General features: G+C 38.2%; 19 protein-coding genes. 12 read left to right on the forward strand and 7 right to left on the reverse strand.

Going from position 1 to position 20,527, the window contains the following annotated elements:
* Nucleotides 1-41 precede the first annotated feature (41 nt).
* The 3 genes from HNP38_RS09575 (at nt 42) to HNP38_RS09585 (ending at nt 2,596) form a co-directional block, all read left to right on the forward strand.
* Complete coding sequence (locus tag HNP38_RS09575) at nt 42-482, forward strand: hypothetical protein (protein ID WP_184188415.1); 441 nt, start codon at nt 42-44, stop codon at nt 480-482.
* 70 nt (nt 483-552) lie between these two features.
* Nucleotides 553-1,545 carry an aspartate-semialdehyde dehydrogenase gene (locus HNP38_RS09580; RefSeq protein WP_184188431.1) on the forward strand — a complete coding sequence of 331 codons (993 nt, stop codon included), beginning with the start codon at nt 553-555 and terminating at the stop codon, nt 1,543-1,545.
* 52 nt (nt 1,546-1,597) lie between these two features.
* Complete coding sequence (locus tag HNP38_RS09585) at nt 1,598-2,596, forward strand: cation diffusion facilitator family transporter (RefSeq protein WP_184188434.1); 999 nt, start codon at nt 1,598-1,600, stop codon at nt 2,594-2,596.
* A 148-nt stretch (nt 2,597-2,744) separates the two neighbouring features.
* Here the strand turns inward: HNP38_RS09585 and HNP38_RS09590 are convergent, their stop codons facing one another.
* Complete coding sequence (locus HNP38_RS09590; protein WP_184188438.1) at nt 2,745-3,179, reverse strand: exosortase F system-associated membrane protein; 435 nt, start codon at nt 3,177-3,179, stop codon at nt 2,745-2,747.
* Entirely contained in the window at nt 3,166-3,696 is a 531-nt protein-coding gene (gene xrtF, locus HNP38_RS09595; protein ID WP_184188440.1) for an exosortase family protein XrtF, read from the reverse strand. Before xrtF ends, HNP38_RS09590 begins: the two co-directional genes overlap by 14 nt.
* A gap of 38 nt (nt 3,697-3,734) precedes the next feature.
* Here xrtF and HNP38_RS09600 point away from each other — a divergent pair, with 38 nt between their 5' ends.
* The 6 genes from HNP38_RS09600 (at nt 3,735) to HNP38_RS09625 (ending at nt 8,191) form a co-directional block, all read left to right on the forward strand.
* Nucleotides 3,735-4,751: an aminoglycoside phosphotransferase family protein gene (locus tag HNP38_RS09600; protein ID WP_184188442.1), complete on the forward strand. Its 1,017-nt coding sequence runs from the start codon at nt 3,735-3,737 to the stop codon at nt 4,749-4,751.
* 133 nt (nt 4,752-4,884) lie between these two features.
* On the forward strand, nt 4,885-5,304 hold the full coding sequence (locus tag HNP38_RS09605) for an RNase adapter RapZ (RefSeq protein WP_184188444.1): 420 nt from the start codon (nt 4,885-4,887) through the stop codon (nt 5,302-5,304).
* Nucleotides 5,305-5,360: 56 nt separating this feature from the next.
* Nucleotides 5,361-6,074 (forward strand): NDP-sugar synthase, encoded by a 714-nt coding sequence (locus HNP38_RS09610; RefSeq protein ID WP_184188447.1) that lies wholly within the window; start codon nt 5,361-5,363, stop codon nt 6,072-6,074.
* Nucleotides 6,075-6,082: 8 nt separating this feature from the next.
* Nucleotides 6,083-6,835, forward strand: coding sequence for a TIGR00730 family Rossman fold protein (locus HNP38_RS09615; RefSeq protein ID WP_184188449.1), 753 nt, complete (start codon nt 6,083-6,085; stop codon nt 6,833-6,835).
* Between the two features lie 58 nt (nt 6,836-6,893).
* Nucleotides 6,894-7,364, forward strand: coding sequence for a DUF6702 family protein (locus HNP38_RS09620; RefSeq protein WP_184188451.1), 471 nt, complete (start codon nt 6,894-6,896; stop codon nt 7,362-7,364).
* 278 nt (nt 7,365-7,642) lie between these two features.
* Complete coding sequence (locus HNP38_RS09625; RefSeq protein ID WP_184188453.1) at nt 7,643-8,191, forward strand: inclusion body family protein; 549 nt, start codon at nt 7,643-7,645, stop codon at nt 8,189-8,191.
* Between the two features lie 60 nt (nt 8,192-8,251).
* Here the strand turns inward: HNP38_RS09625 and HNP38_RS09630 are convergent, their stop codons facing one another.
* The gene (locus HNP38_RS09630) at nt 8,252-10,372 is read right to left on the reverse strand and encodes a DUF5689 domain-containing protein (protein WP_184188455.1); all 2,121 of its coding nucleotides are present in this window, start codon (nt 10,370-10,372) and stop codon (nt 8,252-8,254) included.
* A gap of 11 nt (nt 10,373-10,383) precedes the next feature.
* Nucleotides 10,384-13,128 (reverse strand): TonB-dependent receptor, encoded by a 2,745-nt coding sequence (locus HNP38_RS09635; RefSeq protein WP_184188457.1) that lies wholly within the window; start codon nt 13,126-13,128, stop codon nt 10,384-10,386.
* A gap of 237 nt (nt 13,129-13,365) precedes the next feature.
* On the opposite strand from HNP38_RS09635, the gene HNP38_RS09640 reads away from it, so the two are divergent.
* Both HNP38_RS09640 and HNP38_RS09645 read left to right on the forward strand, forming a co-directional pair.
* Nucleotides 13,366-14,565 carry an endonuclease gene (locus HNP38_RS09640; RefSeq protein ID WP_184188459.1) on the forward strand — a complete coding sequence of 400 codons (1,200 nt, stop codon included), beginning with the start codon at nt 13,366-13,368 and terminating at the stop codon, nt 14,563-14,565.
* A gap of 48 nt (nt 14,566-14,613) precedes the next feature.
* Complete coding sequence (locus tag HNP38_RS09645) at nt 14,614-15,036, forward strand: DUF6146 family protein (RefSeq protein WP_184188461.1); 423 nt, start codon at nt 14,614-14,616, stop codon at nt 15,034-15,036.
* Nucleotides 15,037-15,087: 51 nt separating this feature from the next.
* Here the strand turns inward: HNP38_RS09645 and HNP38_RS09650 are convergent, their stop codons facing one another.
* The 3 genes from HNP38_RS09650 to rho all read right to left on the reverse strand — a co-directional run bounded on the left by HNP38_RS09650 (nt 15,088) and on the right by rho (nt 19,862).
* Nucleotides 15,088-15,684 (reverse strand): superoxide dismutase, encoded by a 597-nt coding sequence (locus tag HNP38_RS09650; RefSeq protein WP_184188463.1) that lies wholly within the window; start codon nt 15,682-15,684, stop codon nt 15,088-15,090.
* A 122-nt stretch (nt 15,685-15,806) separates the two neighbouring features.
* A complete protein-coding gene (locus HNP38_RS09655) occupies nt 15,807-17,918 on the reverse strand; it encodes a hypothetical protein (RefSeq protein ID WP_184188465.1) in 2,112 nt (703 codons plus the stop codon).
* A 159-nt stretch (nt 17,919-18,077) separates the two neighbouring features.
* Nucleotides 18,078-19,862, reverse strand: a complete 1,785-nt coding sequence (rho, locus tag HNP38_RS09660) for a transcription termination factor Rho (RefSeq protein ID WP_184188468.1) — start codon at nt 19,860-19,862, stop codon at nt 18,078-18,080.
* 145 nt (nt 19,863-20,007) lie between these two features.
* On the opposite strand from rho, the gene HNP38_RS09665 reads away from it, so the two are divergent.
* A complete protein-coding gene (locus tag HNP38_RS09665) occupies nt 20,008-20,397 on the forward strand; it encodes a DUF4293 family protein (protein ID WP_184188471.1) in 390 nt (129 codons plus the stop codon).
* Nucleotides 20,398-20,527: the final 130 nt, after the last annotated feature.

The raw sequence follows: 20,527 nt of genomic DNA on the forward strand, positions 1-20,527 counted from the left end.
AGCCGGGATTTTTGTTATATTTGTTTACAAAAAAATTGAATATGGATTTTTACAAAATTTTCCTTAGTGCACACAAAGGATTTGGGTATCTTGAACTTGTTTTAGTAGCATTATTTATTATTGCTCTTTTAGTTACTATGTTTGGCTTCAGTGGTAAAGTGAACAACTTTTTAAAGAAGACGACTCTCTTTACAATGATTTTCTTTCATATCCAGTTTTTAGTCGGAATTTGTTTATTATTCATATTTTCTCCGGGATTCAAAGTTGCTTTAGATTCCGGAACATTAATGAGCAATGCTTATTCAAGATTTCAATATATTGAACATCCGTTTTCCATGTTAATTGCTGCCATATTGATGACTATCATTAATAAAAAAGTGAAATCCAACGACACCATTTCTTTGGGGATCGTAATCATGGGATTAATTGCAGCAGGTTTATTTGCATTTGCATTTCCGTGGGCGAAAGTCTTTGGAGCATAAAAAGTTATGAGTTATAAATTATGAATCTGTAATTTTTAAATATTTTAATCTTTAATTTTTTAATCAATCAATGAAAGTAGCTGTAGTAGGTTCAACAGGAATGGTTGGACAAGTGATGCTTAAAGTTTTGGAAGAAAGAAACTTTCCTGTAACAGAATTAATTCCCGTAGCTTCGGAAAGATCTATCGGAAAGAAGGTCAAATATAAACAGGAGGAGTATACCATTGTAAGCATTAACGACGCTATAGCTGCCAAACCTGATATTGCCATTTTTTCAGCAGGAGGCTCAACTTCTCTTGAATTTGCCCCAAAATTTGCAGAGGCCGGAGTAACGGTTATCGACAATTCTTCGGCATGGAGGATGGATCCTGACAAAAAACTGGTAGTACCTGAAATCAATGCAGGTGTACTGACTGCTGAAGATAAAATTATTGCCAACCCGAACTGTTCCACCATTCAGCTGGTAATGGTACTAGGGCCTTTGAATAAAAAATATGACCTCAAAAGAGTAATTGTTTCTACTTATCAGTCAGTAACAGGTACCGGAAAAGCAGCAGTTGATCAGCTCAACTCGGAAATCAAGGGTGATGATACCATTGCTAAGGTATATCCTTATCAGATCTTTAAAAACGCATTACCGCACTGTGACGTTTTCGGGGATGATGATTATACGAAAGAGGAAATTAAATTAATGAAAGAGCCTAAAAAGATATTAGGCGATGATACCTTTAATTTAACGGCAACAGCGGTAAGGGTTCCTGTGCAGGGAGGGCATTCCGAAAGCGTAAATATTGAATTCGAAAATGAATTTGATCTTGATGAAGTAAGAAAGATCCTGTCTGAAACTCCGGGAGTAATCGTAATAGATGATGTTAAAAATAACAAGTACCCGATGCCCCTCTACTCTGAAGGAAAAGACGAGGTTTTCGTCGGGAGAATAAGGCGTGACCTTTCCCAACCGAAAACGCTCAATCTCTGGATCGTGGCGGACAATCTTCGGAAAGGAGCCGCAACCAACGCAGTACAGATTGCAGAATACCTTGTAGCCAACAACTTAGTATAAACTAACAAAATAAAAAGAGTCTCAGAATTGGGATTCTTTTTTTTATCAAACTATGAATATTCAGACGAATACCAATAAAGATAAAATAGGTTTCCAAAAGCTCATTGCAGTCTTTGGAGTGATCCTTTTTATTGGTAAGATCATTGCCTGGAAGCTTACCAATTCTGATGCTGTATTTTCTGATGCCATGGAGAGTATTGTGAATGTCATCAGTGCATTTATGGGGCTATACTCTTTACACCTCGCTGCAAAGCCGAAAGATGAAGACCACCCTTACGGACATGGAAAAGTAGAGTTTGTTACTTCTGGGATAGAAGGTGCTTTAATAGCCATTGCCGGCATTATGATCATCTATGAAGGCATCAACAGTCTTGTGGTGGGAAAAACACTCAACAAGCTGGATATCGGGATCTGGATTGTGGCAGCTACGGCGATCATCAATTATTTGCTGGGTTATATTTCCATTAAAAAAGGAGAAAAAGAGAATTCTCTGGTTCTTGTTTCTTCCGGTAAACATCTTCAGTCGGATACCATTACCACTCTTGGCGTTGTAATAAGCTTAATCATTGTTTATTTCACAAGGATCTATTGGCTGGATTCTGTCGTGGCACTCGTTTTTGGGCTTTATATCATTTTTATAGGGTATAAGATTGTCCGTAAATCCTTAAGCGGGATCATGGATGAGCAGGATCCGGATATTTTGAAAAAAATTGTGGAGATCCTTGAAAACAACAGGAAAACAGAGTGGATCGACATTCATAATATGAAGATCCAGCAATTCGGTTCCTCTCTGCATATCGATGCCCATATTACGCTTCCCTGGTACTACAGCCTTCGTGACGCCCATAAAGAAATGGAAAATGTCATCAAGCTTTTAGCCGGAAATACCAAACGAAGCATTGAATTCAATTTTCATATGGATGATTGCAAAACCATTTCATGCCCTGTCTGCCAGATATACGAGTGTCCCGTTCGTGAGCGGGATTTTGTAAAAAGGGTACAATGGACCGCTGAAAATATAACTCGGGAAAATAAGCATACAACCGTTTAGAATCTACATTTTCAGATGCTTCGACTTCGCTCAGCATGACAATGTGAATAAATGACAGATGATGAATGATAAATTTTTTCTCATCTAAAATTTAAAATCCTTAATTTATAATTTCTCTGTCATGCTGAGCGAAGTCGAAGCATCTATATTATTTTTTCATCAAAACTTGCTTCCTGTAATAGAACATCGGGATAATAAGAAGCAGGATCAAAGGCTGGATCACAAACCTTCTCATATAAAAAGAAAAAAGGTATCCTATTTCAAACCCGTTAGCAATACAATACAGATAAATAGGAAATGTGATGATAAAGATAATCGTGATCAGTAAGGCTCCCTGCACCGTCCACTCTTTGTTTTTAAATAAAAAATGAATGATCATACAGGAAAAGAGCAGATTCAAAACAAATCTGAAAAGATGGCTGACAATCAATTTTCCCCATTCAAATGATGGAAAGGCCATCGTTTTATCAGCCTCATGGAAATACTCAAGAAAAGGATCATAGAAGATCTTATCTTCCAGCATTCTCACCCCCATAAGCCCTGAGATTCCTGCGATGACTAAAAGCCAGTTAAGAATTTTCATTTTTCAAAGCAAAGAATTTAATCCATACAAGCCAAAGCAAAACCACACTTCCGTAAATAACAGCAGGAAAGATAAAATCATGGGAAATTTTACCATATTCTTTATAATCGGTCATTACAATATTCAGCCCTGCTATCCTTAACAGGTTCATGATATAAAGTAAAATAAGGCTGATGAAGACAAACACAAAGGTTTTAAAACCTTTATAGAAAGCAAAGATAAAAGACACGAATAAAATCATTACAGACACCGCATTACATCCTTCCACCATCCTCGTGCGATAGTCTTTGTTTACATAAAACCACACCTGTTCTTTAGGAATGTCGTTATACAGCTGTGTCGGATAGTTTAATACGTTCTGAATATGCATTACCTGCTCTGCGATCAGTTTTGAAAAAGGATCCAGACCGTTTCCTTTGAAGCTGTTCAGGTAAAACTGATAGGCAACAAGTAGCACCAGATAGATGATGATGAATCGAAGTAAAATTCCTAAAACAGGCTTAAAATCCTTTAACATGCTGCAAAGATATAAATTTACTATATTTGTTTCCTACTATGAATTCTGAGAGCGCAAAACGATTTTTTGAAAATTATACCGGTAAAAAATCTTCTGAGTTTGTTATTTTAGCTCAAAGCGGTTCCGCGAGAGTAAATTTTCGGGCAAAAACTGAAAAAAACTATATTGTTACCTATAATGAGAATATCCGGGAAAATGAAAGTTTTTTTTATTTTTCGGAGGTTTTTACCCTGCTTCAACTGAATACTCCTGCTATTTTTGCCATTTCTGAAGACCGGAAATTATATGTTCAGGAATTTTTAGGAGAAAATACCCTCTCAGAGATCATTTCAGAAGAAGGTTTGTCTGAAAAAGTGAAGTTTCTGGTACAGGGGACTTTGCAAAAACTGTATTATCTGCAGATTCAGACGGAGGGAAATATAGATTTTCACCAGACATTTGAATACGAAAGCTATGATGAGCTTCCTGTCATCCACGACCTGTATTATTTTAAAAACTTTGTAGCTGATGTTCTTGAACTGGAATATCACAGATCTACCCTTCTGAAGGAATTCAAAAAGATCACAGACCTTATCGAAAGCCTTGAACCCAAAGGGTTGATGATAAGGGATTTTCAGGCGAGAAACATCATGGTCAATGAAAACAATACCATTTCATTTATTGATTATCAGTCGGCAATGAAGGGACCATTGATGTATGATGTTGTCTCCTTTCTTTTTCAGGCGAAAGCCAATTTCCCGGAAGATTTTAAAAATGAGATGCTGGAATTTTATATTCAGCAATTTGAAAACAAGGAGATCCAGGATCAACTAAAAACATCGGTGAAACCTATTCAACTGATGAGATTTTTACAGGTATTGGGTGCATATGGATTCAGAGGGCTTATCCAGAGAAAGCAACACTTTATTGCAAGTATGGAAAAAGGTATTGAAAATATTGATCAGTTTGCACAGTCATGGGAAGATATGAAAGATTATCCCGAACTGGAAAAAGTGATACAACAACTGGCCTTAGAAAAGACAAAAATAAAAATAGAAGATATTTTAAAAAGTTAGAGCCTTCGACTCCGCTCAGGCTGACAATGTGTAAGACTAGGTCAGTATTAGAAATGTCAGCCTGAGCGGAGTCGAAGGCTCTATCAATAAACCAACAACTTAAAAGAATCTTAATGGTTCAAAAAATATAAGCATGCTACACATAGACATCCACAGTTTTTCATACAAGAAAGGCGGAATTCCGAAAGATGAATCCGGAAATGGAGGCGGTTTTACCTTCGATTGCAGAGGAATCCTCAATCCGGGCAGAATCGAAGAATATAAAAGCCAGACCGGAAATGATATCGGAGTTCAGGAGTTTTTAGAGACTCAAACAGAAATGCCGAAATTTTTAGAACTTGTTAAAAGCATTGTTTCCATCAATATTGATAATTATATAGAGAGGGGATTTGAAAATCTTCAGATCAGTTTCGGATGTACGGGCGGGCAGCACAGGTCGGTGTACTGCGCTATAAAGATCGCTGATTTTATCCGTGAAAAATATTCCGGAAGTACGGAGATAAGCCTGCATCATGATGAGCAGCACCAACTCAACATTAGTAATAAGCAATAAATAATTTGTAATTTTCACTCATTACTTATTACCCATTATTCATTATTTATAATACTATGAAAGCTTTAATTTTTGCAGCAGGAAAGGGCACCCGGCTTAAACCTTTTACAGATCATCACCCGAAAGCACTGGCGAGGGTAAATGATGTTCCGCTTTTGGAAAGGAACATCAATTATCTCAAAGGTTTCGGAATAAAGGATTTTGTGATCAATGTTCATCATTTTGGGGACCAGATCGTCGAGTTTCTCAGGAAAAATAATAATTTCAACTGCAATATTGAGATCTCCGATGAAACGGAAGAACTGCTGGAAACCGGAGGTGGTTTGATTTTTGCTAGAAGATTCCTGGATCATGGAGAAGACTTCTTAATTATGAATGCTGATATCTTAACCAATATCAATATCAATAATCTGGTGGACTATCACAAGAAGGTTAAAGATTTTGCTACTTTAGCTGTTTCAGACAGGGAAAGTTCAAGAAAACTGCTTTTCAATGATGACATGGTCTTAAGAGGCTGGCTGAATGTACAAACAGGAGAGCAAAGGCTTGCAGAGTTCAACAAGGGCTTTAAAGCATTAGCTTTCAGCGGAGTACACTGCATCAGCCCTGTTATATTTGAAAAAATAAAAAGAACGGGGAAGTTTTCTGTGATGGAGGAATATCTGGATCTGATGCAGACAGAGCATATACATGGCTTTCTGCATGACAGTATCCTGATAGATGTCGGGAGACCGGAGTCTGTAACGGAAGCTGAAAAATATTTTAAATAGATCGATACATGGAAATTGATGGAAAAAGGGATGAAAGTTTGGTAAATCCTGAATTGGATATTAACGAAACAAAACTCCACAACAGTTTCAGGCAGAAAACTTGGGACGAAACCATTACAAAAGACAGCTGGATGGTATTCAAAGTTATGGCCGAATTTGTTGACGGGTATGAAAAACTGGCTAAAATAGGCCCTTGCGTTTCTATTTTTGGTTCGGCAAGATTGCAGCCTGAAAGCAAATATTATCAAATGGCTGTAGAGATTGCCGAGAAAATTACAAAAATAGGTTTCGGAATTATCACAGGCGGTGGTCCGGGGATCATGGAAGCGGGCAATAAAGGAGCGTTCAATGCTACCGGAAAATCAATCGGTTTAAATATCGATCTGCCGTTCGAGCAGCATTTTAATCCTTATATCAATAAGGTGTATTCCATGAATTTTGATTATTTTTTCGTGAGAAAGGTAATGTTTGTAAAATATTCTCAAGGGTTTATTGTAATGCCGGGGGGATTTGGAACTTTGGATGAGCTTACAGAAGCTCTTACTTTAATCCAGACTGATAAAATAGGGAGGTTTCCTATTGTATTGGTAGGGTCTGAATTCTGGAGCGGACTGCTGGATTGGTTTAAAGCTACCCTTTTAAAGGATGGAATGATCTCCGAGGGAGACTTAAGTCTTTACAGGGTTGTAGATACTGCTGATGAGGCTGTAGCACATATTAAAGCCTTCTATGATAAGTATTCTGTGAATGTAAACTTTTAATTGGCATATTATTTGTGACTTATAAACAACGAGTATGATTATAAATCTCTTAATTAAGATGAAAAAACTTTTATATATATCAGGAATTTTAACATTTTTTGTGTTGATGAGCTTCATGAATGCGGACTTTTTCTCTTCAATGACAAAAGTAGATTATGTGGAAGGCAGCAAGACATTGAAGTTTACCACAAAAATGAATACCAACCATATTTCGGATGCTATCAAGATAAATCCTAATACTGCCGGATTTGAAGCAGAAGTAAAAAAATATGTAAATAATAATTTTGATATATACGTCAATGGTTCTCCCAAAACCATTACCTTCACGGGAAGCCAGGTGAGCGGAGAAACTGTATGGGTATATTTTGAGTCCGGAGGGATTTCGGATATCAATACCCTGAAGATCAAAAATACGATACTTCTGGGAGCTTTTCCCAAGCAGAGCAACATTGTGAGCATTGCTTATAAAGGAAGCCAGAAAGTAATGAATTTCCAGCGCGGAAAGGAAGTGAATGAAGTTTCTTTTTAAGAACAGACTTTTAATTTAGATTATAGGACCACTGCATAGCAGTGGTTTTTTTATACCTTTTTGTCTTAAAATTTCACATTAAAGAGACTTAATAGGTAAAACTACTGAATTATAAATTGCCGGATTTCTACTCTAGCATTCTGTTTTATGGAAATGTACCTTTGTCATGTAATATTACAAAAACAGACCATGTGGAGTTCAGAAACCACTTTAATCAACGAGGCGAAATCCCAAAAGCCAAACGAGTAGGAAAACACCAAACTAAAAAATTAATAGAAATGGAAACTGAATTAAATGCCTCAAACCAGCAGATCGACGTGTTGGTAGTAATTGACACGGATTATGTAAAAACAAATTATCCAAGGCCAAGCCAGGACCCTAATAATCCTACAGGAATTGACCATAACAGTCAGCATATGATTGTTTCAAATGCCAACGCGTTATCCGGACAAGGAACCGCTGATCTGAATTTCAGTGCAAAAGCAGGTGATAATGTATCTTTCAGAAGCACTTCGATTTATCAGAATTCAGATGATGCGGTCATCATTTACAATATTAAATATTGGTCCGGAGATCAGGTATTTAACAATTTCGTATATGATGCTGTTATAAGACAACAAGCTGTTGTACCCAATTATAATTCATCAAACGGTTTACCAGCAAATACGGCAAACATTACTTTCTCCAGTTTTGATTCAAGAGTAAGAAATACAGGAACGGAGAATTTCTATGTACAGTTTGCTTTATATACTATAGACCCTAATGATAGTAATAAGCAGGTATTATTTGGTTATTATTACTGGGATCCGACGATTACAGTTAAATAATGTATAAAATAACTGCGGCGGCATCAAAGATGCCGCCGCAGTTATTATTAAAAGTCAAAATTATTCTCCTTTTATTTTGAAGTCATCCACTTCCCAGGTTGCTGCTGCAGAGGTTGTAGAAGTATATTTAAATGCAATTCTGACATTTTTTCCTAAGAAGGCACTTAAATTTACATTTCCTGAGCTTACCCAGTCTCCAAATGCCCCGGTATTGGTATCTAATGCAGCCGGTAATACAGTCCATACCGTAGTGGCCGGATTTCCTGTATAGTTATCCGTCGCATATACCTGCAATGCATTTCCGGCATATCTTACATCTGTAGTAAAGCTTACAGCAGCTTTGGTTTTCCCAACCAGACTCACTTCTTTAGAGATCAGCCAGTCTTCATTGGCTTTATTTCCTGAAGCAAAACCATTCATTACCGCATAATAGTTTGTACCGTTTCCTTGGTTAGAGGTCAGCCAAACCTGAGCTCCCACTACATTCACTAAGGTCCAGTCTGCACTGAAACCACCACTGGCAAAATTCTCACTGTAAATAACTGGCAGAGGAGTATATACGCTTCCGTCACATCTTGGATCATCAAGATCTGCTCCCAATATATTAGTGATCCATAGCTGATAAGTTCCGTTAAATACACTTAAAATAGCATATACATCTCCTTTTCCTGCTTCTATGGTATTTCCGGAGAAGTCTGCAAAATTACTTGTTCTCAGGATCACCTTGTTCCCTGAACAGTCTTCAAGGGTTCTGTTGGTAACTCCACCAGCAGCATAAGTTTTTTCAAGGTCTCCTTCTATAAACTGAAGGTCTTTGATCTTGATCCATCTTCCCACATCGGCAGAGGTAAACTGTGTAATAGATCTTTCCGTAGGAACTACTGCCGTTATAGGCTTATTAGAATCGAAGAAGTATTTGTAAACATCTGCTTCTGCAATTCTTCCCACTGCACCGCTGAAAGGTGATCCTAGTTGAATTTCACCGCTTACAGCTCCTACATATAAGTTTTTAAGTTTAATATATACTTCTTTTCCTACAACAAATCTTGCATCATTGTATAAGTCCGCTTTGTCTATATTTACCCTGATCCCTCCTGTTGCATCTTCTACATACACATATTTGAAAAGGTTTCCGGACTTGTCATTGGCCGTTACTTTAGCTTTTAATACAAAATCACCTGTAATTAAGGTAAGCGGGCTGTTAGCCAATTGTTTAACCTCAGCTACTGTTTTTGCTGTCAATCCTGCATCACTGTACATACATGGATTAGCCGTAATTCCGTCTAAACGAGGGAAATGCTCATCTACTCCATCTCCGTTTTTATCCCCTTCCATATCCAGGTCAGTCGCCCTGTTGATATACATCTGATAAGTGGAATTATATTTACTGTAGATTCCTATGAATGTCCCGTTTCCTGAAGGCATTCTCTGATTGGCAAATGAAGCATATCCGCTGTTTCTCACCACTCTTGCCGTAGCAGTACTTGCATCCCTGATCTGTCTGTCTACCGTTACCCCGTTAGGAGCATAGTTTGAACATAATATTTTATTGTCAAATTCGGCATCATTTACCTGGATCAGACATCCGATGTATTTATCGTTCGTAGTGATCATTTGAGCTAAAGTCATTACTTTAGGGATCACTTTTCCTCTTTCTGAACATGATCTGAAAATGTGCTTGGCTACAAGCTTTTCAGGGATTCTGGATACTGCAGTTGCAGAAGTCTCTTCCCCTGTTATCATACCGATCTGAACTACTCCTCCATAGGTTCCTATGGCAAGGCTGTTAAGCTTGATATATACTTTGGAACCCTGAGGGTACTTTGTATAAGTACTTACGGCATCTACACTAATCGTAAATCCATGAGTTGGATTTTCCAGTGCATCCTGAACATATATCGTCTTATAGATATTCCCTGTTTCATCTGTTGAAGATACATATCCTACCATATACAGATCATCAGACTCATCATTTGGAGTCGTATCATCCGGGAAAACGTAAGCTGCGTTCTGGTATTTCAGCTTTACATCAGCAAAAGGAAGAACAACTCCATTTTTGTCTGCACATTCGAAACCGTCAAGGGCCGGCTCATCATATTTGTCATCATGCACACATCCTGTTATGAACAAAGAAGCAATAACAACAAAAATATATACAAGTTTTGAATTATATTTTTTCATAATTAGTTATTTTAGAATCTTAAATAAACGTTTGTGAAGAAGTTAATTCCTCTGTCATACCAAAGTTTTGGTGCAAATGAAGGATACTCTTTAGATGAGTCTTCAAGGATATCCGGGAATCTCACATTTCTTCCCTGCTCAAATCCACCGGTTACATAGTCTCTATTATTAAGGATGTTGTTTACTGAAATACTGATCCCCATTCTGTATTTTCCGAATACGAAGGATTTTCCTGCATTCGCATTCAGCATAAACTGATCGTCAAATTTCCTTTGAGAGGTAAGCTGCTGGATAAGCTCAGGAGTAACTCCGTCATAAGGGTCATTGGTATCCGGGTTGGTATACATATAAGGAGTTTTATTCAATGCTGAGAATTCAAGGTACTGATCCATCAGGTAATTGGCTGAAGCACCGATCCACCAGTATTTCGGAGAGTTATACTTCAATCCGAAGGAGAATGCTTTCTGAGGAGTTCCCGCCACTTTATAACCTTTAACATTTGCCTGGCCTTTCCAGAACTCTTCGCCTCTGAATCCGTTCAGATCATCAAATGTGGAAACATCAGCATTATCAGTATATTCGTAATCACCAACACTTGCTACCCCTATTGCATTTAGTGTAGAAGTAACTTTAACATCAAATCCTAATTCTGCCCCTAAATATCTTTTATTTACACCGCTCATTGCTTCATTTACCAGTGTATTGTAAGAAGTTCCTACAGCATCCGTAGCGTCTACATAATATCTGGCAATCTCAGTTGCATTGTTGATGGTGGTATAATATCCGGACAATCTAAGTTTCAGGATCTGCCCTCTCATGATATAGCTCAACTCATTAGAGTTAATCATCTGGTTCTTAACACCCGGTGTCAGATAATTGACCGCTCTAGGGTTGATATAGATCTCGTTAAGAGTAGGTGCCAGACTGAAGAATGCCCCGTTATAAACGATGAAGTTCTTACCATTGATCTTATAGGTAATTCTTGCCTTAATCCCTGCATCCAAAGCATCATAAATAGGGCTTTTGCCTTTGGAATCATTGGTAAATCTCGTAATACCGTTTCTATAGTGCCCGTCTCTCTGAGCCTCTGAATAAGAAGCAAAGATAGAGGCCATTACATTCCATTTTGTAAAATCTATTTCGGATGAAACATTCAATGCATACTGATTTCTCGTCAGCTCATAAGAATACTGGGTTCTGTCTCCTTTTTTTACCTGAACGTTCGGGTCATCAAGATTATATTGTACGTCATTATTAAAAGCATTAAGGTTGTATGCATAATTAGCCCCTAGCAGATCTTTTATTCTTCTGAAGTTATCAGATTTAAGATTCTGGTAATTGAAGTTAATGTTCAGCTTCCAGTTGTCTTTCAGCCTCGTATCAAAGTGTGACGAAAAATTGAATGTCTTATCTTTATTTACATCTTCTACCAAAGTATAAACAGCTCCTCTGTCTACACCACCCATATCATTTGCATTGATATAGTTTGCCTGGTATAAAGCATTCCAGTTGATCTGCGAATTAGCTCTGAACTCGTCAGCAGTAAAATCTCCGTAGCTTGGTAATTTTCTGTAATATGTAGGATTCGGATCTGCGGCATGGAACCAATCTAAACGGCTTCTGGCATCACTTCCGAACTGATAGGAAAACGTATTGATCCAGTTGGAGTTCTTACCAATTTTTAAGTAATCCGTTAACATGAAGATCGGCTCGAATACTTTTCTGATCCTGGAATTTCTTTTTTCGCCGTCCTGCCAGCCCCAGTAAGAGTTATAGTTTTTGCCCATCAGGTCATATACTTCCTGGGTATTAGGAGCATTGGAAGCTCTATACGTAGGAGATCCGAAACCGGTAAGGTTAATCGAGTGCCTGTCACTAAATTTCTTTTCGATAGAGCCGAAATAAGCATAAGAGTCCTGGTACACCCCGTCAATAATTGCTCTGTCCCCCCATCTTCTGCTTCCTGAGAGCGTAACCGCCCATCCGTTTTTCGTCAAACCGGAAGAATACGTTGCCATTGCTCTGTGCAGGTAACTTCTGTTGGTAAATGAATAGGCTAAAGAAGTTTGTTTTCTATAAGTAGATGCTCTTGTATTGTAATAGACAACACCTCCCAGATTACCGAAAGTATATTCCGAAGGTGTAATATTATCTACATTCTCATACGGATATCTTGTAACATCATTAAGGCCTCCCCAGTTGCTGAAATCTATTCTTCCGTCATCATTCTTAGACATGGATACCCCGTTGAACAGCACATCCTCAAATCTGTTGTCTACTCCTCTGGGTCTGAACCAGTAAGCTCCCAATTCGAAGGCAGCTACATTCTGGAAAGCATCTCTTCCTGAACTTAATAGTCCTACCGTAGGCTGCATCGCAGAACCTCCGTCTTCAGTGTCATTCGCCGAGTCATCAATAACAACTACTCCGGCGTCTGTTCCTGCATTGGAATTAAGGGTAATAACGCCTAAGTCTTTTCTTTTCTCATCAGACGTTACATCAAACTCTACAATTTTGGATTCAAAGTTGGGTCTTGTAACGGTAATGAGATAATGACCGGGCTGTAAGTCTACAAACTGGAAGTACCCGATTTTATCTGCGGTAACATCATCACCGGATTGTGCCAGATCTACTTCTGCTCTCTCCAAAGGCTTACCGTCCTGATCTTTAACATACGCATATACAGTAGTTTGCGCAAAATAATACGATGCAGGCAATAATGTAAACAAAGAGATTAGGGATAGTTTTTTAATCATAACAAACTTATTTTTAACTCCTTCTTTATTTAAGGGGCAACAAATTTAGGACTATTTTAATTAACTCAAACATTTTTAGCAATTTATTCTATTAATTTTTCTTAACGCCCATTCATTATGTCAAAAATATCCCCTATTTTTCATTAATAGTAAAAAAGTAACTGTTAAATAATTTTAATCTGAATTCTTATATAAAATTAGTAATTTTAAGCCCTCAATTTTTTGAATATCTAAGAAATGAAAAAATATTTTATCATTGCTGCAGTATTTTGCTTTGGATTGGCTTTTTCACAACAAAAGCAGGTAAGAAGAGCTGCGGTGGCTTTCCTGAATGTAGAGAACCTTTGGGATACCATTCCTTCTGCTGATTATGTAGACGGAACTTTACCGGTTTCCAATCCTAAATTCCATAGAAGCGTACCTCTTGACTCTGTACAATACCTTCAAACAACTGAAGACTATAAGGGAGAGTGGAGCGATGAACTTTTGATTGGTAAAAAAGTAGTCCGCAAACAGATCCTGGCTGATGACTTTACGGTAAACAGCCCTAAAAGATGGGGAACCAAATTCTATAATCAGAAACTGGCAAATGAGGCAAAAGTAATCTCAGAATTGGGAAGACAATACACCAATGACAATCCTGCCATTTGCGGCCTTATTGAGGTGGAAAACAGACAGGTAATTGAAGACCTGATCAAACAGCCGGCCTTAGCAAAAAGCAATTATGGAATTGTACATTTCAACTCTTATGATTCAAGAGGGATTGATGTGGCCATCATTTATCAGAAAAGCAGATTTTCGGTTTTAAATTCTTACAAAAAAGAAATCAAAATTTTTGATGAAGACGGAAAAAGAGAATATACCAGAGATATTGTAATAGCTATCGGGTTACTGGATGGGGAAAAAGTTGCTTTATTTATGAATCACTGGCCTTCAAGAAGAGGAGGTGAAGCTGTTTCCCAGGCTAAAAGAAATGCTGCGGCTACCGTTTTAAAGAATGAAATGGACAAGATAATCGCTGAAAACCCGGGGATCAAGACCTTTGCTATGGGCGATTACAATGATGATCCCGTAAGTCCGAGTCTGAAAAAACACTTGGGTGCCGTAGGAGATCCGAGCGAATTGTCAGACAAATACCCGTACTATAATTTGATGTACAAATTATATAAGGCAGGAGTAGCTTCTTTGGCTTACAGAGATGCTCCCAACCTGTTTGACCAGATCATTGTTTCAAAAAACCTTTACTCTCCTGAAAAAATAACGCCTACCTATACCGTATATAAAGCGGAAATTTATGCCCCTTCTTATCTGGTAAACAAGGAAGGACAATATAAGGGTTACCCTTTCCGTTCATGGGACGGTGATAGATTTACCGGAGGATACAGTGATCACTTTCCTGCAGTTTCTGTTGTTCAGAAAGAATATGTGAAAAAATAAATAAAGGCACTCTTATTGGAGTGCTTTTTTAATATAAATTGTTCTGTCATGAAAAATTTAATCCTAACCATCCTGCTGATGCTCATTCCTTTTGGAGGTTACGCCCAGACGGACCCTGAGAAGGATCAGGACAAATCAGAAATGGCGCCTTCAAAAAACGAAGACGGGGAATGGGATCTCACTGTTATGGATCCTCAGTTTGATTATTTTATGAATGGCATTGCCAAACCCATGAACCAGTACTCGGAAGTCTATCTGAAAGCAAAGAATAAGATCCTTGTCAACGAATGGAATTCTTATTATGCCTCCGGAAGATATAGAAACGTTATTGAATCTTCTATTGATTATGATCCCAAAGAAAATTACGGATTGAAATTCGAATATAAGCTATACCAGGTTTTTGCCTATGTGAACTGGAAATACGGACTACGCATGAGTGGACTGTCCGGCAGTGATGCCATAAGGAGATAATAAAAAAGGTTCAGAAAATTCTGAACCTTTTATTTTTTATGCTGTTTACAATTATTTGTTGAATAATTCCTCTACCTTATCCCAGTTTACTACCGCAAAAAATGCTGCCACATAATCCGGCCTTCTGTTCTGGTAATTCAGATAATAAGCATGCTCCCAAACATCCAGCCCTAAAACCGGTGTTCCTTTTACATCAGCAACCGGCATCAAAGGATTGTCCTGGTTGGGTGTAGAAGAAACACTTACGGATCCGTCTTCATTTTTTACCAGCCATGCCCATCCTGAACCGAATCTTGTTTTAGCCGCTTCAGAAAAATCTGTTTTGAATTTTTCAAGGCCGCCATAGTTTTCAATAGCTGCTTTTACATTTCCTACAGGTTCTGTGCTTCCTCCCGGCGTTAAGATCTCCCAAAATAAAGTATGATTAAAGTGACCGCCTCCGTTGTTTCTCACAGCCGGCTTATCGGTTCCTGTTTTGCAGATTTCTTCTATGGTTTTCCCAGCCAGGTCTGTGCCTTCAATTGCTTTGTTAAGATTATCTATATAAGCCTGGTGATGCTTGGTATGGTGAATTTCCATAGTTCTTGCATCAATAGTTGGCTCCAATGCATCGTAAGCATATCCCAGTTTCGGTAGTTCAAATGACATATTTTTTATTTTTAATGTTATTATTCAAATTTAGCCAATATTTGACCTATGATCAAAAATTGCAGATTACTTTAATAAATCTTTAACATTGATAAAGTAATTTAAGAATCCGGATACAGGGCTTATCCAATATTATCCCAATTCCATTTTTCTCCGTCAAAAGTTGCTGCATAGGTATTTCCGTCTTTTCCGGTTACAAAAATATTCAGCATATCATGAAATGTAGAGATAGCTGCAATCGCTGATCCTTCTTCAAAAACCGGATCTCCTATCGGCCACCATCCTGCCCATTCATTATTTGTTTGCGGGCCTTTTGCGGCAGTCCAAACCCGGCCATCTAAACCTATTGCAAAAATATCCAGGTGCTCAGGTGTTCTGCAGGCTACGGAAACAGTGGTTCCCGGTGTAAATTCCCCGGAAAGAATTTTTGTCCATCCCTGCCAGCCTTCACCCGGATTCCATGTTGCTGTATAAGGACTTCCGTACATATCAATTGCAAATAAATCGATCTGATTTTCTTTTCTGGTAATAGCGGTAATTTCAATACCCGGTATAAACTGATCATAATCCAGGAAATAAAACCAATCTGTCCATGTACCTGATGAAGAAGGGTCATAACTGGCCGTCCAAACCCGGCCATCAAATCCTGCAACAAAAACATCTAATATTCCTGCTGATCTTGAAATAGCTGAAAGAGGTGTTCCCGGTATAGCATTCATTCCGTTAATTGTCCACCATCCTGCCCACACATTATTCGTTTGAGGACCTTTTGCAGCAGTCCAGATTTGTCCGTCTGTTCCTACACAAAAAATATCAATCATATTCTCGCCCCTTGAAGCTCCCGCAACTTTAGTTCCTAAAATAAATTGCCCGTCAATAACCGGCTGCCATCCACGATATTCTCCAAAAGGATGACCTTCAATTTTCTTTAACAGTTCTACAGATACTCCCGAATGCCAAACTTTTCCGTCTAATCCTATTACCAGTATATTAAGCTCACCTTTGTCAAAATTACCTACTGTACATATAGGAGAATCTACGGAAGCCATGCCTTTTGTATCTCCCCATTTTCCTGTGTTACTCCATTTCCCGGAATTCCAGTAAAATCCTATTTTATTTTCGTTATTTACTTTGTATACTGTGCTATTGGTAAATTTACCATGCTTTATTGCTGTAGGAACACCGGTTCCTTTTCCCCATTCCAGCACAGCTTCTATTTGTGCCTCGTATTGTCCGTTATGTCCCGTCCATGTCACAGTATATCCTTCGTTATTAGTCTTATAGCCATTGTACGGAATGGTATATTCTAATGTGGCAGGTTTAAATAATTTTGTTCCGGAAAATAAATCTTTAAACCATGCATAAAGTTTATCAAACACATATGCCACAATGGCTCCCACAACTGCCCCTGCCACAGCTCCAGCAATGGTGCCTATGGGTCCAAACGTACTTCCCAAAACTGCACCTGCTTTTGCCCCTACTAAAGCTCCTGCTGTAGCAGCTGCATATTTTACGATTTCCTCTTTTGCTTTTTCGGCAATTTTATCTATCAATTTTATCAAACCTTCTGATGAACGGACAGACATTGCCACGACAACCGTGCATTTTCTTGGCCACCCTCTTCCATAGTCCAGATTAAAATTAACGAGATTTTTGATGTCTCCTCTATTTTTCCAATTGACATGGTTTTTATTATCCCAGCCTCCTTCTAGATCTAATAATGGGGATTGACGTGTATTACCAAATGCATCAATTCTCACAGCCTGCATATATACATGATCACTTCCTTTACTTGTTGGCCCGGTTTCTTCAGCACAATACAGCTGATTCACATTCATAATCAAATTAGAATTCCCTTTATTTTCAAGATCTACACGCAGGCTTAGAGGCCTCAATCCCCCATCAGGGTCATTAAAAACCTGATTGATGACAGAATAGCTGCTCTGCATATCAATGCTTCTAAACAATCTCTCATCGGAAATTTTCGGAATAAAGCCAGGCTGAACTATTTTTCTGATCCCTGTCTGTAATTCCGCCTCCGGTATTGTGTTAAGATAGCTTTTGATATCGTGCTCCAAAGAATCATCGCCTGCAGGCATCTGATATCGTCCCGGACTTTCAAAATTCAGCAGGGTTCTGTATGATGCAGAGATGACTGTATCACTAATTTTATCTGCAATAGAAACATATTGTGAATCCAGGTTTTCAGCAGTAATAATTTTAAAGTTTTCCATTATTATTAGTTAAAAGTTATTCAATAAATATACTTATTATTTAATAATTTTTCAGTTAATCATCTATTTGTTAGAAAAATAACTTTTCAATATTTTTCTTTAAAACAAAAAAAGCTGCTATAATTATAGCAGCTTTTTTAGATAGAGTATGTTGATCTATTATTTATTCATCGACATCAGGAATTCTTCATTATTGAGTGTTCCTTTGATGTTCTTATCTACAAATTCCATAGCTTCCACCGGGTTCATTTCAGAAAGGTATTTTCTGAGGATCCACATTCTCTGGGAAGTAACCTCATCAAGAAGCAGATCGTCTCTTCGGGTACTTGATGCTACCAGATCAATAGCCGGATAAATTCTTCTGTTGGCAATCTTTCTGTCTAACTGAAGCTCCATGTTACCCGTACCTTTGAATTCTTCAAAGATCACCTCATCCATTTTAGAGCCTGTATCAATAAGAGCTGTTGCAATGATTGTCAAAGATCCGCCGCCTTCAATTTTTCTGGCAGCTCCGAAAAATCTTTTCGGTTTATGAAGGGCATTAGCGTCTACCCCTCCGGAAAGCACCTTCCCTGAAGCCGGTGTTACGGTATTATAAGCTCTTGCCAATCTTGTAATGGAATCCAGCAGGATCACCACATCATGGCCGCATTCCACCATTCTCTGAGCTTTTGCCAAAACAAGGTTGGCTACTTTAACGTGTTTTTCGGCTGCTTCATCAAAGGTAGAAGCAATAACCTCTGCATTTACACTTCTTTCCATATCGGTAACCTCTTCCGGACGTTCGTCGATCAGAAGCACCATCATATATACTTCAGGATGGTTGGCCGCTATGGAATTAGCGATATCTTTAAGCAGCATCGTCTTACCGGTTTTCGGCTGTGCCACAATCATGGCTCTCTGGCCTTTACCAATAGGAGCAAAAAGATCTACCACTCTGGTAGACACCGTAGACCCTCTTCCTGCCAGATTAAATTTCTCTTCCGGGAAAAGCGGTGTCAGGTATTCAAAAGCAACACGGTCTTTGATGAATGCAAGGTCACGCCCGTTAACTTCTGTCGGTTTTAATAATGAAAAATATTTTTCTCCTTCTTTCGGAAGCCTTACAATCCCTTTTACGGTATCTCCTGTCTTTAAACCAAAATTCCTGATCTGTGCCGTAGACACATATACATCGTCCGGAGAAGATATATAACTGAAATCTGAGGAGCGTAAAAATCCGTAGTTATCCGGTAATATTTCCAAAACCCCTTCAATACTTACCAGCCCATCGAAATTGAATTCTTTTTTAGGTTCAGTTTCTTCCTGCCTTTCAGAATTTCTGTTTTGATTTTGATTTTGATTCGGGTTCTGGTTTTGATTTTTAGGATTCCCATGCTGGGGATGGTGTCCTTTCTGGGATTTAGCCTGATGCTGGGGATTATTAGGCTTTTCATCTGCCGGAGCAGCTTCCTGGGATTCTGTATTTTTAGGAGTTTCTGTTCTTTCCTGAGGATTTTCTGTATTGCCGGTGTTGGCGGAAACTCTTTTTCTTTTTTTCTTAGCCTGTGATGAAGCCGGTGTTTCTTCTGCTATTTCAGGTTTTGTTTCTTCCGTCTTTATTTCTTCGGAAACGGTTTCTTTTTCTTCAACCTTCTCTACTGCTTTTGGTTTTGCTTCTGCCGGAACTCCTGTTTCCATTTTTGGTTTTGCAGCTCTCTTCGGGGCTGCTTTTTTAACAGGAGGTTTTGTGGTTTTCTCCACTGGTTTTTCTTCAGCTGTTACACTGGTTTCTGTGGTGTTGAAGTAATCTTTTGTAACTTTGGGGTTGGAAGCCTGAAAGTCAAGAATAGCAAAGATTTTGTCATTTTCATTGCTATTTCTTGCAACTTTAACGCCCAAATCTTTTAAGATTTTAGTCAGTTCCGTTACGGATTTTGACCTTAACGTTTCAATGTTAAACATATTAAGTGTAAAAAATGTAATTAATTGTGAGTAAGAAAAGTAAGTCCGGTGACTTTTGTTTTCAAGTACATTGTATAATGCAAATCTACACTTATTTTTGAATTATGCAAAATTTATATTATTTTTGCAAGGAATTTACTATTCAATGCTACAAAGAATACAGACTATATGGATTTTTCTGGCAGTTTTAGCTGCTGTTTTTCTTTTTGTTACAGGACAGGATGTTGCTGTTTTTGATAGTATCCCTGTTATAAATATCGCCTCTATAGCACTTGTTTTGGTGGGTGTTCTGAGTATTTTCAGTTTTAAGAACAGAAAAAGACAAATTCTGCTGAATACGATCAGCACAATTATAAACGCTTTGTTGATTGGTGTATTGGTGTACTGGTTACTCAACTTATCCGGAGGAATTCAGTTTCCTGAGAAGGGTATTGAGCCAATTTTCTCATTGATCGCGATGATCTGTTTGTTTATTGCAAACATGTATATCCGCAGAGATGAGAGGCTCGTAAAATCTGTAGACAGACTCCGATAACCTTGAAACGATTTTTTGAGTGAGAACAGCTTCTTTTTTGGGAGCTGTTTTTTTATTGATTGTAGCTGATCTGGATTTTCCCGCAGATTATACAGATTTGCACGGATGATTGAAATTATTTTTTAAAGCC

It is taken from the genome of Chryseobacterium defluvii (assembly GCF_014204415.1).
Taxonomy (GTDB): domain Bacteria; phylum Bacteroidota; class Bacteroidia; order Flavobacteriales; family Weeksellaceae; genus Chryseobacterium; species Chryseobacterium defluvii_A.